The sequence below is a fragment of the Actinoplanes sp. NPDC004185 genome (assembly GCF_053603475.1).
On sequence record NZ_JBSGFR010000011.1, the window covers coordinates 23,312 to 37,238 of the forward strand.

The 13,927-nt window shown below is 71.7% G+C and carries 11 protein-coding genes; 7 read left to right on the forward strand and 4 right to left on the reverse strand.

The annotated features are described in order from the left end of the window. Window positions 1–40 precede the first annotated feature (40 nt). Window positions 41–3,142, forward strand: coding sequence for a GH92 family glycosyl hydrolase (locus ACWEOZ_RS13345; RefSeq protein ID WP_451910976.1), 3,102 nt, complete (start codon window positions 41–43; stop codon window positions 3,140–3,142). Window positions 3,143–3,193: 51 nt separating this feature from the next. On the opposite strand, the gene ACWEOZ_RS13350 is transcribed toward ACWEOZ_RS13345, so the two are convergent. From ACWEOZ_RS13350 to ACWEOZ_RS13360, 3 genes are read right to left on the reverse strand one after another with little or no spacing between them, the layout of a single operon-like run. Then, window positions 3,194–3,607 carry a CBS domain-containing protein gene (locus ACWEOZ_RS13350; RefSeq protein WP_360829891.1) on the reverse strand — a complete coding sequence of 138 codons (414 nt, stop codon included), beginning with the start codon at window positions 3,605–3,607 and terminating at the stop codon, window positions 3,194–3,196. Between the two features lie 44 nt (window positions 3,608–3,651). Beyond that, complete coding sequence (locus ACWEOZ_RS13355; protein WP_451910977.1) at window positions 3,652–4,497, reverse strand: NAD(P)H-hydrate dehydratase; 846 nt, start codon at window positions 4,495–4,497, stop codon at window positions 3,652–3,654. Beyond that, a complete protein-coding gene (locus tag ACWEOZ_RS13360) occupies window positions 4,481–5,209 on the reverse strand; it encodes a histidine phosphatase family protein (protein ID WP_451910978.1) in 729 nt (242 codons plus the stop codon). The genes ACWEOZ_RS13355 and ACWEOZ_RS13360 overlap by 17 nt, the downstream gene beginning before the upstream one ends. A 139-nt stretch (window positions 5,210–5,348) precedes the next feature. Between ACWEOZ_RS13360 and ACWEOZ_RS13365 the strand changes: the two genes are divergently transcribed. The 6 genes from ACWEOZ_RS13365 to arfA all read left to right on the forward strand — a co-directional run bounded on the left by ACWEOZ_RS13365 (window position 5,349) and on the right by arfA (window position 13,117). Continuing rightward, the gene (locus ACWEOZ_RS13365; protein WP_451910979.1) at window positions 5,349–6,095 is read left to right on the forward strand and encodes a hypothetical protein; all 747 of its coding nucleotides are present in this window, start codon (window positions 5,349–5,351) and stop codon (window positions 6,093–6,095) included. Window positions 6,096–6,140: 45 nt separating this feature from the next. Further along, the gene (locus tag ACWEOZ_RS13370) at window positions 6,141–8,432 is read left to right on the forward strand and encodes a putative bifunctional diguanylate cyclase/phosphodiesterase (protein ID WP_451910980.1); all 2,292 of its coding nucleotides are present in this window, start codon (window positions 6,141–6,143) and stop codon (window positions 8,430–8,432) included. Between the two features lie 103 nt (window positions 8,433–8,535). After that, window positions 8,536–9,840, forward strand: a complete 1,305-nt coding sequence (locus ACWEOZ_RS13375) for an extracellular solute-binding protein (RefSeq protein WP_451910981.1) — start codon at window positions 8,536–8,538, stop codon at window positions 9,838–9,840. An 11-nt stretch (window positions 9,841–9,851) separates the two neighbouring features. Next, complete coding sequence (locus ACWEOZ_RS13380; protein WP_451910982.1) at window positions 9,852–10,787, forward strand: carbohydrate ABC transporter permease; 936 nt, start codon at window positions 9,852–9,854, stop codon at window positions 10,785–10,787. A gap of 3 nt (window positions 10,788–10,790) precedes the next feature. Then, the gene (locus ACWEOZ_RS13385) at window positions 10,791–11,633 is read left to right on the forward strand and encodes a carbohydrate ABC transporter permease (protein ID WP_451910983.1); all 843 of its coding nucleotides are present in this window, start codon (window positions 10,791–10,793) and stop codon (window positions 11,631–11,633) included. Between the two features lie 2 nt (window positions 11,634–11,635). Beyond that, a complete protein-coding gene (gene arfA, locus ACWEOZ_RS13390; RefSeq protein WP_451910984.1) occupies window positions 11,636–13,117 on the forward strand; it encodes an arabinosylfuranosidase ArfA in 1,482 nt (493 codons plus the stop codon). Here the strand turns inward: arfA and ACWEOZ_RS13395 are convergent. Beyond that, the gene (locus ACWEOZ_RS13395) at window positions 13,114–13,872 is read right to left on the reverse strand and encodes a metallophosphoesterase (protein WP_451910985.1); all 759 of its coding nucleotides are present in this window, start codon (window positions 13,870–13,872) and stop codon (window positions 13,114–13,116) included. The two genes, arfA and ACWEOZ_RS13395, sit on opposite strands and share 4 nt — an antisense overlap. Window positions 13,873–13,927: the final 55 nt, after the last annotated feature.

Below are 13,927 nucleotides of genomic sequence, written 5' to 3' on the forward strand. Positions count from 1 at the left end.
CGATTTGACATCGTTGTCACCACGAAGGGACGGCTTCCTCATGCTCCGTACCCTCGCCACGGCGGTCATCCTCGCCGCCGCGGCCCTGTCGGTCCCGTCCGCCGCGCAAGCGGCCGCGGATCCCGACCTCACCCAGTACGTCAATCCGTTCGTCGGCACCGACGACAGCAACTCCCCCAACCCGGTCGGCGGCGGCGCCGGCGGCAGCACCTTCCCCGGCGCCACCGTGCCGTTCGGGATGGTGCAGTTCAGCCCGGACACCCCCACCGCCTCACCGTCGGGCTACCGCGACCGGGACCGCACCGTCGAGTCGTTCAGCCTCACCCACTTCAACGGGGCCGGCTGTCCCAACAACGAGGACATCCCGATCCTGCCGGTCACCGGCGCGCTCGGCGCCTCCCCCGGTTCCAGCTGGACCAGCTACGCGTCCGCCTACACCAAGAGCAACGAGAGCGCCGAGCCCGGCTACTACCGCAACCGGCTCGACAAGTACGGGGTGGACGCCGAGCTCAGCGCGACCAAGCGCACCGGCGCCCTGAAACTGACCTACCCGGCGAGCACCACCGCCCGGGTGCTGATCAACGCCAGCCGCTCGGCCACCGGCGACCGCGACGGCAACGTGACGATCACCGGCAACCGGGTCTGGGGTGAGCACACCGCCGGCGGCTTCTGCGGCGGCAAGACGTTCAAGATGTACTACTCGATCCAGTTCGACCGCACGCCCACCGGCTTCGGCACCTTCAAGGGCGCCACGGTGACCGCCGGGTCGTCGACCACCAGCGGCACCAGCACCGGCGCCTACGTCACCTTCGACACCACGGCGAACGCGGTCGTCAACGCGACTGTCGGCATCTCCTTCGTCAGCGTGGCCAACGCGCAGAACAACGCCACCGCCGAGGCGGCACCCTTCGCCACCGTGCGCGCCGACGCCGACGCCGCCTGGAACACGGCCCTGAACCGCGTGCAGGTGACCGGCGGCGCCGCCGCCGACCTGCAGAAGTTCTACACCGCGCTCTACCACGTGCTGCAGAACCCGAACCTGTCCAGCGACACCAACGGCGAGTACCGCGGCTTCGACAACGCGGTGCACACGGCGAGCCATCCCGTCTACCAGAACTACTCCGGGTGGGACATCTACCGGTCCTGGGCCGCCCTGGTCGCCTTGATAGCGCCGGACGTGATGACCGACATCGTCAAGTCCATGGTGCTCGACGGCCAGCAGGGCGGACTGCTGCCGAAGTGGTCGCACCAGACCGTCGAGGACTTCGTCATGACCGGCGACCCCGGGCCGATCATCGTGGCCAGCGCGTACGCGTTCGGCGTGCGCGGCTTCGACACGGCGGGGGCACTGGCGCTGATGAAGAAGAGCGCCAGCGGCGGCGCGACCCAGGGCGGGGTGCTGCGTGGCAACCAGGCCACCTATCAGGCCAACCACTTCATCCCGGGCAACCCCTCGGACACCCTGGAGTACGCGGCCAGCGACTTCGCGATCGCCCAGTTCGCCGGCGCGCTCGGCGACAGCGCCGCACGCGACACGTACGCCGCCCGCTCGCAGTACTGGCGCAGCCTGTTCAACGGCGAGTCGTCCTATCTGCACACCCGGGACAGCGGTGGGGGCTGGTCGGCGAACCTGAACCCGGCGCAGGAGAGCCCGTACGTGGAGGGCAACGCCGCCCAGTACACCTGGATGGTCCCGCACAACATGGGCGCGCTGATCACCCTGATGGGCGGCCCCGGCACCGCGGTGCAGCGCCTCGACCACCACTTCACCGAGCTCAACGGCGGGCTCAGCCGGCCGTACTTCTACATCGGCAACGAGCCCGAGCACAACGTCCCGTGGACGTACAACGCCGCCCGCAAGCCGGCCGGCACCAGCGACGCCGTCCGCCGGGTGATGGCCGACTCGTTCACCACCGGCGCCGGCGGCCTGCCGGGCAACGACGACCTGGGTGCGACCTCGGCCTGGTACGTCTGGTCGGCGCTGGGCCTCTACCCGGTCACGCCGGGCGCGGACACCCTCGCCGCGCACGGCGCGCTGTTCCCGAGCGTGCTGATCCGGCGCGGCCCGGGCGACATCACGATCAGCGGCGGCAGTGCGGCCAACCGGTACGTGCAGTCGCTGGCCGTCGACGGGACCACGACCAGCCACAACTACCTGCGCTACGGCGACATCGCGGACGGCGGGACGGTCACCTTCACCATGGGCGGCAGTCCGTCGAGCTGGGGCACGGGCGCTGCGGACGTACCGCCGAGCTTTGCCGCCGGGGCGACCCAGCCGCCGGCGGAACCGGATCTCGGGGCGAACCTGGCCCTGGGCCGGCCGGTGACCGGCTCGCCGGCCTGCGCAGCGAGTGAGGCCGCCGGCAAGGCGGTCGACGGCGCGCTGGCCGGCAACAGCAAATGGTGTACGTCCACCGCGCCGCGCCAGCTGCAGGTCGACCTCGGCTCGGCCCGCACGGTGTCGTCGTTCGTCGTCAAGCACGCCGGTCTGGGCGGGGAGAACACCACCTGGAACACCGGCGCGTTCACGATCGCGACCAGCACGGACGGCACCACCTTCACGCCCGCGGTGACTGTGACCGGCTCCAGGAGCAGCCGGACCTACACCCCGATCGCCGCCCGCAGCGCCCGCTACGTGCGGTTCGAGACCAGCCAGCCGGCCGCCGACAGCAGCGCGGCGGCCCGGATCTACGAGCTCGAGGTGTACGGCAGCAGCAGCGCCCCGCCCGACCTGGCGCTGAACCGGCCGGCGACGGCGGACTCGTCCTGCGGCGCGAACGAGGGCCCGGCCAAGGCCTTCAACGGCAGCTGGCTGGGCGGCTGGAACGACAAGTGGTGCTCCCAGGGCTCGGCCCGGTGGGTGCAGACCGACCTGGGCACCCGGCAGCGGGTCGGCTCGGTGCTGATCCGGCACGCGGGCGCGGGCGGCGAGCCGGCGGCCTGGAACACGCGCGACTTCGACATCCAGACCTCGGATGACGGGTCCGCGTGGACCACCCGGGCGCAGGTCCGGGGCAACACGGCCGACTCCACGACCACGGCGGTCGGTGCCGACGCCCGCTACGTGCGGGTGGCGGTGGTGACGCCGACATCCGACGGCAGCGCCGCGGCCCGCCTCTACGAGGTGCTGGTGACCGCCTGAGACCCCCGGGGTGGGGGCCGGGTCCCGCGACCCCCACCCCGGGCCGGCCGATCAGGACGTTACGGCGTCGATCAGGTCGCCGACCGGACGGTCGGGCAACGCCTTGGCGACGTCGGCGATCGCGACGATGCCGACCAGCTGGTGGCCGTCGATCACCGGCAGCCGGCGCACCTTGTGCTCGGACATCGTGCGCAGGATCTCGGCGGCGTCGTCGTCCGCGCCGATCGTGACGGGCTTGCCCTGGGCGAGCTCACCGGCCGTGCAGTCGGCCGGGTTGCGGTCCTTGGCCACGACCTTCACGACGATGTCGCGGTCGGTGATCATGCCCTTGAGACGGTTGTCCTCGCCGCAGATGGGCAGCGAGCCGACGTCGAGGTCGGCCATCTTACGGGCGGCCTCGGCGAGGTTCTCCTTCTCACCGATGCAGGTCACGTCGGGGGTCATGATCTCGCGTGCGGTGGTCATCGGGGTTCTCCCTTCGCTCGGTGGATACCTGTCGCGTACCCGTCTCAGACCGTGGCAATCGTGTATGCCACTTCGTCGACGAGTTCGCGGGCCAGAAATCCGGTGCGCCCGAACCGCGGGGCCAGGCGCTGACCGCTGACCGCGTGCGCGAACGCGCCCCAGCAGGCCGCCTGAGCCGGCTCGGCACCGCGCCCCAGCAGGCCCGCCACGATCCCCGCGCGCACGTCACCGCTGCCCGAGGTGCCCAGGCCCACGTCGCCGCTCTCCTCCCGCCAGCGGCCGCCGTCCGCGGTGGCGATGTGCCCGAACAGGCTGACCGTCGCCTGGTAGCGCTGGGCCAGGTTGGCCGCCTCGGCGGCGAGGTCGTCGCCCGGCTCGCGCCCGAGCAGCCGCTCGGCCTCGGTGACGTTCGGCGTCAGCACCACCCGCGCGGACCGGCCGGCCAGCAGGTCCTGCTCCTTGCTCAGGGCGCCGAGCGCGTACGCGTCCAGCACCATCGCGGTGTCCTTGCCGACCGCGTCGAGCACGGCGTGCAGCAGCCGCGACGTGACGTCGATGTCGTCGAGACCGGGACCGATCGCGACGACGTCGGCGTCCGCCGCGAGCTGCTCCAGCTCGTCCGGGTTCTCCCCCAGGCCGACGACCTTGGCCTCGGGCACGGCGATGCTCAGCGCGCTCACCGTGGAGGGCTCGACCGCGAGCTGCAGGCGCCCGGCCCCGGCCCGCAGCGCCGCGACACCGGCCAGCAGCACGGCGCCCGGCGTCGACCGCGACCCGCCGACGACCAGGACGGTCCCGCGGGCCTCCTTGCCGCCCTGCGGATCGGGCAGCGGCCAGTCGCGCAGCACCTGCGGCGTGATGACCCGTTCGGCCTCAGACGGGCTCGGCATTGACTTCCTCCTGCCGGGTGTGCGGCGCACCTTCCTGGTGCAGGTGGGCGACAGAGTTGAAGAGCTCCGAGCGCAGCACGTCGTCGCCGCGGCGCCAGGTGCTGATCGAGCAGTTCGCGACGGAGGTGGCGTGCGCGACCTCCATCAGTTCGGCCTCGCTCAGCGACTCGGCCAGATAGCGCACGAGCAGCACGGTGGCCTCGTGACCGAACAGCAGGACGCGGCCACCGGGATGATCCTGACGCAGCTCACGCAGCAGGGCCCGCAGGCGCAGCAGCACGTCGGCCCAGGACTCCCCGCCGGGTGGCCGGTAGTAGAACTTGCCGTGCCGGGCGCGGCGGGCGTACTCCTCCGGCAGCCGGGCCTGCACGCCGCGGGCGGTGAGCAGGTCCAGCACGCCCAGCTCCCGGTCGCGCAGGCGCTCGTCGACCACCGCGGGGATGCCGGTGCCGGCCAGCGCCAGCTCGGCCGTCTGCCGGGTCCGCAGGTACGGCGAGACGATCGCCACCTGCGGCCGCTCGTCGCGCCCCAGCCCGCTCAGCCAGCTGCCCACCGCCTCGGCCTGTTCGCGGCCGGCATCGGACAGCGGCACGTCGGCATCGCGTTCCGGGATGTCGATGGCCTCCAGCCCGCCGGTCTCGGCGTCCTGCGCGATCACGTTTCCGGTGCTCTGGCCATGACGGATGACGCCCAGCCACTGCAGTTGCTCCATGGCCAGCCTCTTACCCGGACGGGGTGAGGACTACCACCAACAATGAGGCGAGCCCCGGCCGTCGCGTCCGGCAGCCCTGGCCCGTTAGGAGGGAGGCAAGGTCCACGGCGCGGACCTCGCCCTGGCTACCGGAGGTATCGTGACTGACAACCAGATCAAGGCGCGGGTCAAAGCGGTGCTCAACGGCACGGCCGCGGACACCGCCACCTCGGAACACCCGATGGTCGTGCCCGGCGGCCCGCTGCACCCGGACCACGCCTTGCAGGTGCTGACCCTGGCCCAGCGCACGGCCGAGGAACACGTCGCGATAGCCAAACGCCAGGCGGACAAGATCCGCTCCGACGCGCAGGCCGCCTCCGACCAGTCGGCCCGCGACGCCCAGGTGCACGCGCACAACGTGCGGTGCGAGGCGGACAAGGTGCTGGCCGAGGCGCGCGCCACGTCGGAGCAGGCCGCCCGCGACGCCCGGCTGCGGGCCGACGACGCCAAGCACACCGCCGACCAGATCCTGGCCCAGGCCAAGGACGAGGCCGCGGCCATCGTCGGCGACGCCCAGGGCCACGCGGAGCAGCTCAAACTCCAGGCCCAGCAGCGCTACGAGGACTCGGTCGGCAGCCTGATCGCCAAGCGCGAGGCACTGCAGCAGCAGATAGAAGCGCTGGAGCACTTCGACCGCGAGTACCGGGCCCGGCTGACCACGTTCATGCAGGGCCAGCTGCGCGCGCTCTGGGTGGACCGGCCGCAGGTGGGCACCGACCTGCAGGCCCCGGTGACCGGCGCCGGCGGGCCGGAGACCACACCCGCCGAGGAAGCCGACACCGCCGGCGAGACGGGCGAACGCGCCGAGGAGACCGAACCGGCCGGCGAGTCACGGGACGCGGACTGACCCGAAGTCCTTCAGACCCGCCCGTCGCTACCGATGAGCGGGTTCATGATCGCAGGACAGCGCGGGCCCGTGGTCGCCGGCGGCGCGCTGCTCGCGGTCAGCCTGGGCAACTTCACCGCCGGGCTGCTGGGCGCCGGGCTGCATCCGGTGACCGGGTGGCTGCCGCTGCCGGTGATGGCGGTGCTGACCGCGTACGCGTCCTGGCAGGTCGGCCGGCGCGCCGAGCTGGCCGGGCCGACCCGCCGGTTCTGGCGGCACTTCGCGGCCTGTGTCGGCGTGCTGGCCGTGACCCTGGTGCTGCACGCCCGCGACGCGCTCACCGGCCCGGCGCCGCACCAGCGGATCGGCCTCACGACCACGGCGCTGTACCTGCTCCTGCTGCTGGCCCTGGTCTGGGCGCTGATGCGGTTGCCGGCCGAGGCGCGCTCGCGCGGTGACTGGGCGCGCTTCGGCTTCGACGCGGGCATCATCCTGATCACCAGCGGCATCCTGGTCTGGCACTTCGTGCTGATCCACGCGGCGGGGTGGACCGCGCACACCGGTTCGGCGGCGCCGCTGCTGGGCATCGTCATGATCGCCTCGGTGTCGCTGATCGCTTTCGTCAAGGTCGCCTTCACCGGCGCCGGTGGACTGGATCGGGGGGCTGTGCATCTGCTGTCGTTCGGCACCGCGCTGGCCGCCGCGACCGGTTCGCTCATGCCGTTCCTGGACGAACGGCCGGAGCTCAACTCGACCTTCCTGGCCGTGCCGATCGCCTGCTTCTGCGCGCAGCTCGCCGCCGGCCGGCAGCTGCGGGCCCGGGTCGTGGCGCCCGTCGCGCGGCGCGGCCGGCAGCGGGTGAGCGTGGTGCCGTACCTGGCGGTGGCCGGCATGGACGCGATGCTGCTGGGCACCGACATCCCCAGCGCCGAGGGACGGATCGTCGCCGCCGGGACGGTGGCCATCACCGCCCTGGTGGTGATGCGGCAGGTCGCCGCGTTGCGGGAGAACAGCCGGCTGCTCGCCACGGTCGACAGCAACCTCAGCCAGCTACGGGCGTACCAGGAGCAGCTGGCCCACCAGGTGCGGCACGACTCGCTCACCGAGATCGCCAACCGGGCCAGCTTCGAGGAACAGGTCACCGGCCGGCTCGCGGCCGGCGGCTTCGTCGTGGCGCTGCTCGACCTCGACGACTTCAAGACCGTCAACGACCGGCTCGGGCACGGCACCGGCGACGCCCTGCTCAAGGCGGTCAGCCGTCGCCTGCTCGGGCTGCTGCGGGCCGGGGACACCGTGGCCCGCCTCGGCGGCGACGAATTCACCCTGCTGCTGCCGGGCCTGACCGACACCGAGGCGGCCGCCCTGCTGCGGCGGGTGATCACCGACGTGCAGGAACCGCTGATCATCGACGGTCACGAGATGACGCCACGGATCAGCATCGGGGTCACCGCCGCCCGGCCCGGCGACACCCCGGGCGAGCTGCTGCGCCGCGCCGACGTGGCCATGTACGCGGCCAAGAACGCCGGCGGGGGCCGCTCGGCCTGGTTCGACCCGGCGATGGACGAGCGGGCCGACCGCGACGCCCGGCTCGGCGCGGACCTGCGCCAGGCCGTCGCCCGCGGCGAGCTGTCGGTGGTCTACCAGCCGATCGTCGAGCTGCCGGACGGCCGGCCCGCCGGGGTCGAGGCGCTGGTGCGCTGGCAGCACCCGGTGCACGGGCAGGTGTCGCCGGCGGTGTTCATCCCGCTGGCCGAGCGCAGCGGCGCGATCATCGACCTGGGCCGGTGGATCCTGGAGCAGGTGGTGGCCCAAGTCGCCGACTGGGACCGCACGCTCGGCGCGGACGCGCCCGGCCGGGTCAGTGTCAACGTCTCGCCCCGGGAGCTGCACGAGCCCGGCTTCGTGGCCGGGGTCGCCGCGCTGCTGGCCCGGGCCGGGGTCGACCCGGCCCGGTTCACCGCCGAGATCACCGAGACCGCGGTGCTGGGCACCGGCCCCGGCCCGGAAGCCGTCCGGGCGCTGCACGAGCTCGGCCTGCGGGTGGCGCTGGACGACTTCGGCACCGGCCAGTCGTCGCTGAGCCTGCTGGTCGACTGCCCGGTGCACGTCCTCAAGGTCGACAAGTCGTTCGTCGACGGGGTCACCGCCGGCACCGCCCAGGCGGTCATCGTCGACAGCCTGATCGCCATCACCACCGGCCTGCGGATCGAGGCCGTCGCCGAGGGCGTGGAGACCGCCGCGCAGGCCCGCCGGCTGTACGAGGCCGGTTACCGCTACGCCCAGGGCTTCCACTTCGCCCGCCCGATGACCGGCGACGACATCACCCGGCTGCTCACCCCGGTGACGCTCGGCGCGTGAACCGGTCAGGCCCGGCGATCCTTCTCGATTCGCGTCCGATCGTTCTCGTCTTGCGAAGGCCGATCTGTGGACTCGTGAACAAGCACGGCGGGAGGCTCCTGTCATGACACTGACCCGACGCGCTCTGTTGAGCGGCACGGCCGCGGCGGCGGCCCTCGGGCTGACCGGGTGCAGTGGCGTGACGCCGGGGCGCGACACCAGCGGGTCGCTCGACTACTGGAACCTGTTCGGCGGCGGCGACGGCGTCCGGATGACCCAGATGCTCGACGGTTTCCGGACCGCCAACCCCCGCGTCACGCTCAGCGCGGTCACCCTGGCCTGGGGCAATCCGTACTACACGAAGCTGGCGCTGGCCACGCTCGGCGACAAGCCGCCGGACGTCGCCATCTCGCACCTGACCCGGATGAAGACGCTGGTCAGCTCGGGCCTGCTGGAGGAGCTGCGGCCCGCGGACCTGGCCCGGCACGGCATCAGCGCCGACCTGTTCACCCAACGGGCCTGGCAGGCCGGGCTGGTCGACGGCAAGGCGTACGCGATCCCGATCGACACCCACCCGTTCGTGATGTTCTACAACACCGACATCTGCGAGAAGGCGGGGCTCCTGGATTCCTCCGGGGCGCTGCGCCCGCTGGACACCCCGGAGAAGTTCACCGAGGCGATGCGCAAGGCCAAGGAGGCCTCCGGCGCGTACGGCGGGGTCGTGGCGATCAACAACGACACCTCGACCCCCTGGCGGATCTTCCAGTCGCTCTACAGCCAGCTCGGCGGCGAGGTCCTGGCCGACGAGGGCCGCCGGGTGGTGCTCGACGAGGCCAGGGCGAGCCAGGTGCTGACCTTCCTGCAGTCGCTGACCAAGTCCGGCCTGTTCCCGGCGGGCAGCGACTACCAGGGCTCCATCGCCACGTTCGCCAACGGCCAGGCCGGTTTCTACTTCCAGGGCGAGTGGGAGATCTCCACCTTCCAGACCGCCAAGATGCCGTTCTCCATGACGCTGTTCCCCAATGTCTTCGGCGGCGACCGGTACGCCGTCCAGGCCGACTCGCACACCCTGGTCATCCCGCGCCGGCCGGATCAGAGCCAGGCCGGTCTCGACCGCTCGCTGCTGCTGGTGCGCTCGATGCTGGACCAGAGCAAGACGTGGGCCGAGGGCGGGCACGTGCCGGCCTGGCTGCCGTTCCGCGACAGCGCCGACTACCAGGCCATGACGCCGCAGTCGAACTACTCCGCGGCCGCCGACGCCGCCGTCTACGACCCGGAGGGCTGGTACTCCGGCTCCGGCTCCAACTTCGAGATCGTCATGGGCTCCGCCGTCGCCACCGTCCTGGGCGGCCAGCAGTCCCCGGCCGACGCGATCGCCCAGATGCGCGGCCAGCTGCAGAACCTGTCCACGACCGCGTCACCCATCTGAGGGGGTGCCTGGTGACCACCGAGACCGTCGTACGCCCCCGCCCCGCGACCGAGGACGGGGCCCCGCCGGAGCAACGTCCCGGCACCGGCCTGCCCGCGCTGGGTTTCCTGGCGCCGTTCCTGATCCTGTATCTCGCGTTCATCATCGGCCCGACCATCTACGGCCTGGTGATGAGCTTCTTCGACACCAGCCTGGTCAAGCCCGGGCTGTCCGGCTTCGCGGGCTTCGGCAACTACGCCGAGGCGTTGCAGAGCAGCGACTTCTGGTCGTCGCTGTGGCACACCGTGTGGTTCACCGTGCTGACCACGCCGCCGCTGATCGTGCTCGCGTTCGTCTTCGCCCTGCTGGCCGACCGGGCCAGCCGCGGCCGGTGGTTCTTCCGGCTGGCCTTCTTCGCGCCGTTCATCCTGCCCTCGGCCGTGGTCGCGCTGATCTGGATCTTCATCTACACGCCGGGGCTCGGGCTGATCGAGACCGCCCTGCTGAAGGTCGGCATCACCTCGCCGAACTGGCTCGGCGACCCGAACTGGGCCATGCCGTCGCTGGCGATGACCACCATCTGGTGGACGCTGGGTTTCAACTTCGTGCTCTACCTGGCCGGTCTGCAGGAGATCCCGCGCGACCTCTACGAGGCCTCGGCCATGGACGGCGCCTCGCCCTGGCAGCAGATCCGCAAGATCACCATCCCGATGCTCGGCCGCACCACCACGCTGGTGGCGGTGCTGCAGGTGATCGCCTCGCTCAAGGTCTTCGACCAGATGTACATCATGACCTCGGGCGGCCCGAACTTCGCCACCCGCTCGATCCTCGAGTACGTCTACGACGAGGGCTTCACCAACTTCCGGGTCGGCTACGCCGCGGCCGTGTCGATGCTGTTCTTCGTGGTCGTGCTCCTGGTCTCCGCCGTCTGGTTCACCATCGTCCGCCGCCAGGAGAAGGGGGTCTGACCCATGACGGATCTCGCTCAGCGGGCGGAGACACGCGTCAAGCTCTTCAACCGCATCTGCTTCGGCGTGCTGATCGCCTTCGCCCTGCTCTGGCTGGTGCCGCTGGCCTGGGCGCTGGACACCGCGCTCAAGCCCAACGCCGAGACCACCCGCACCACCTGGGCCATCGCCGACCCGACCCTGGACGCGTTCAGCCGGGTGCTGCGCGACACCGACCTCATCACCTGGTTCGGCTCCAGCCTGTTCATCTCGACGCTGACGGCGGTGGGCACCGTGCTGGTGGCCAGCCTGGCCGCGTACGCGTTGTCCCGGATGCGTTTCCGCTACCGCAACGTGGTGTTCTGGCTCGTGCTGGCCGGCATCATGATCCCCGGCCAGGTGCTGATCGTGCCCTGGTTCCGCGAGTTCGACGCGCTGGGCCTGCTCAACACGTGGTGGGCGGTGAGCCTGCCGCAGATCCCGACCGCGATCGCCGTGTTCATCTTCAAGCAGTTCTTCGACGGCCTGCCGCGCGAGCTGGAGGAGGTCGCGCGCATGGACGGCGCCGGCTACCTGCGGATCTACCGGAAGATCATCATGCCGCTGGCCCGGCCCGCGGTCGCGGCCGTGGCCATCTTCACCTTCGTCACGTCGTGGAACGACCTGCTGTGGCCGCTGCTGGTGCTGAGCAACCCCGACATCATGACGGTGCCGGTCGGCCTGGCCACGGTGCAGGGGGCCTTCGGCATCCGGTACGCCGACACGATGGCGTCGGCTATTCTCGGCGCGATCCCGCTCGTCGCCGTGTTCCTGCTGTTCCAGCGTCATATCGTCGAGGGCATCGCCGGCAGCGGCCTGAAAGGTTGAGCATGCTTTCCGCCACCATGACCGTCGACCCCGCGTTCCGGGTGGGCGAGGTGGACCCGCGGCTGTACGGCTCGTTCGTCGAGCACATGGGCCGCTGCGTCTACACCGGCATCTACGAGCCCGGCCACCCGCGCGCCGACGAGAACGGCTTCCGGCAGGACACCGCGGAGCTGGTCCGCGAGCTGGGCGTGCCGCTGGTGCGCTACCCCGGCGGCAACTTCGTCTCGGGCTACCGCTGGGAGGACGGCATCGGCCCGGTCGGCGAGCGGCCCACCCGGCTCGACCTGGCCTGGCGTTCGCTGGAGTCCAACCACGTCGGCGTCGGCGAGTTCCTGAGCTGGTGCCGGACCGTGGGCGTGGAGCCGATGATGGCGGTCAACCTGGGCACCCGGGGCATCGACGCGGCCCGGTCCCTGGTGGAGTACTGCAACCTGCCCGGCGGCACGTACTGGTCGGACCTGCGCGGCGGGGACCCGTACGGGATCAAGACCTGGTGCCTGGGCAACGAGATGGACGGCCCGTGGCAGATCGGGCACAAGACCGCGCCGGAGTACGCCCGCCTGGCGCTGGAGACGGCCAAGGCGATGCGCCAGGTCGACCCGTCGATCGAGCTCGTCGCCTGCGGCAGCTCGGGCCGGCAGATGCCGACGTTCGGCAGCTGGGAGGCCACGGTCCTGGCCGAGACCTACGACGCCGTCGACTACGTCTCGATGCACGCCTACTACCAGCAGCACGGCGACGACCGGGACAGCTTCCTGGCCTGCGCCACCGACATGGACCAGTTCATCGACGAGCTCGTCGCGACGGCCGACCACGTGCGCGCGGTCGGCCGGCACCGCAAGCGGATCAACATCTCCTTCGACGAGTGGAACGTCTGGTACCAGAGCCGCTTCGCCGGCGAGACGAACCTGGCCGTCGAGCACCAGCCCCGGCTGATCGAGGACGTCTACTCGGTCACCGACGCCGTCGTGGTCGGCAACCTGCTGATCAGCCTGCTGCGCCACGCCGACCGGGTGAAGATCGGCTGCCAGGCGCAACTGGTCAACGTCATCGCCACCATCATGACCGAGCCGGGCGGCACGGCGTGGCGGCAGGCGAGCTTCCACCCGTACGCGCTGACGACCCGCTACGGGCGCGGCACCGTGTTGCAGCCGGCGATCTCGGCACCGACGCACGAGACGGCCCGGCACGGCGAGGTTCCGCTGCTGGACGCGGTCGCCGTGCAGACGGACGAGGGCGCGGTGCTCTTCGCGGTGAACAGGTCGCAGACCGAGCCGATGACCCTGGACGTGGACCTGCGCGCCCTGCCCGGCCTGACCACCGCCAGCCACACGGTCCTCGCGGACGACGACCCGGACGCGGTCAACACCGCCCAGCAGCCCGACCGGGTGCAGCCGCGCGACCTGAGCGAGCCCAAACTGGACGGTGGCCGCCTGCGGGCCGAGCTCCCGGCCCTGTCCTGGAACATGATCAGGCTGAGCTAACCGATCAGGGTCGCGTCCTCGAAGACCAGCGGCGCCCAGCGCGGGGCGCCGGCGCGGCCGTGTTTGGGGTCGACGCCGACGAAGCGGGCGCCGCCGATCCTGGTGAACGTGTGCCGGGCCGCCCAGTCCACGGTGCTGCGCTGCCGGATCCGCTCGCCGCACAGCCAGGCGCGGCGGCGGAAGTCGACGATGCTCGAGTGGCCGTGCAGCTGGCTGAACGGGGGCGGCTCGGCGGCGTGCAGCCAGGACTCGTACACGTCGGGGCCGGCCTCGGCCCACAGCGGTCCGCGGCCGTGCCACAGCAGCTCGTCGGGCCGGGTGTTGAGCAGGTCCGCGGCTGTCCCGGCGGTGACCGGCGCCCCGAGCTCCTGCCAGGCACCGACGGTCAGCGCGGCGTGGGTGAGCAGGAACTCCTCACCCCCGGCGGTCCGCACCGCGGCGGCGACCCGCAGCTGATCGCGCAGCCACCAGCCGCGCAGCAGGGCGGCGTCGCTCTCGGCCAGCGGCTCGGGCCAGAACACCTCACCGCCGAGATACTGCGACTCGTGGTTGCCGATGAGCTGGACCCAGCGGGCGGGCGCGTCCGCCAGCCGTCCGGCGACGAAGGCCAGCACGCCGGAACTGTCCGGGCCCCGGTCGACGAGATCCCCGACCTGGACGACGACGGTCTCCTCGTCGCTTGTCAGCCCGCTGACCGCGTCGGCCAGATGCCGCGCGCACCCGCCGACGTCCCCGATCACCACGACCCGTGTCATCGCCTCACCCCCGTGCCGACGACGATAGCCAGACTTCATCAGCTGGTGGGACCGC

What these genes read in the sequence shown, in the direction of transcription:
- ACWEOZ_RS13345 (WP_451910976.1), top strand. Translation starts at nt 41, where the DNA reads ATGCTCCGTACCCTCGCCACGGCGGTCATCCTCGCCGCCGCGGCCCTG.
- ACWEOZ_RS13350 (WP_360829891.1), bottom strand. Translation starts at nt 3,607, where the DNA reads ATGACCACCGCACGCGAGATCATGACCCCCGACGTGACCTGCATCGGT.
- ACWEOZ_RS13355 (WP_451910977.1), bottom strand. Translation starts at nt 4,497, where the DNA reads ATGCCGAGCCCGTCTGAGGCCGAACGGGTCATCACGCCGCAGGTGCTG.
- ACWEOZ_RS13360 (WP_451910978.1), bottom strand. Translation starts at nt 5,209, where the DNA reads ATGGAGCAACTGCAGTGGCTGGGCGTCATCCGTCATGGCCAGAGCACC.
- ACWEOZ_RS13370 (WP_451910980.1), top strand. Translation starts at nt 6,141, where the DNA reads ATGATCGCAGGACAGCGCGGGCCCGTGGTCGCCGGCGGCGCGCTGCTC.
- ACWEOZ_RS13375 (WP_451910981.1), top strand. Translation starts at nt 8,536, where the DNA reads ATGACACTGACCCGACGCGCTCTGTTGAGCGGCACGGCCGCGGCGGCG.
- ACWEOZ_RS13385 (WP_451910983.1), top strand. Translation starts at nt 10,791, where the DNA reads ATGACGGATCTCGCTCAGCGGGCGGAGACACGCGTCAAGCTCTTCAAC.
- arfA (WP_451910984.1), top strand. Translation starts at nt 11,636, where the DNA reads ATGCTTTCCGCCACCATGACCGTCGACCCCGCGTTCCGGGTGGGCGAG.
- ACWEOZ_RS13395 (WP_451910985.1), bottom strand. Translation starts at nt 13,872, where the DNA reads ATGACACGGGTCGTGGTGATCGGGGACGTCGGCGGGTGCGCGCGGCAT.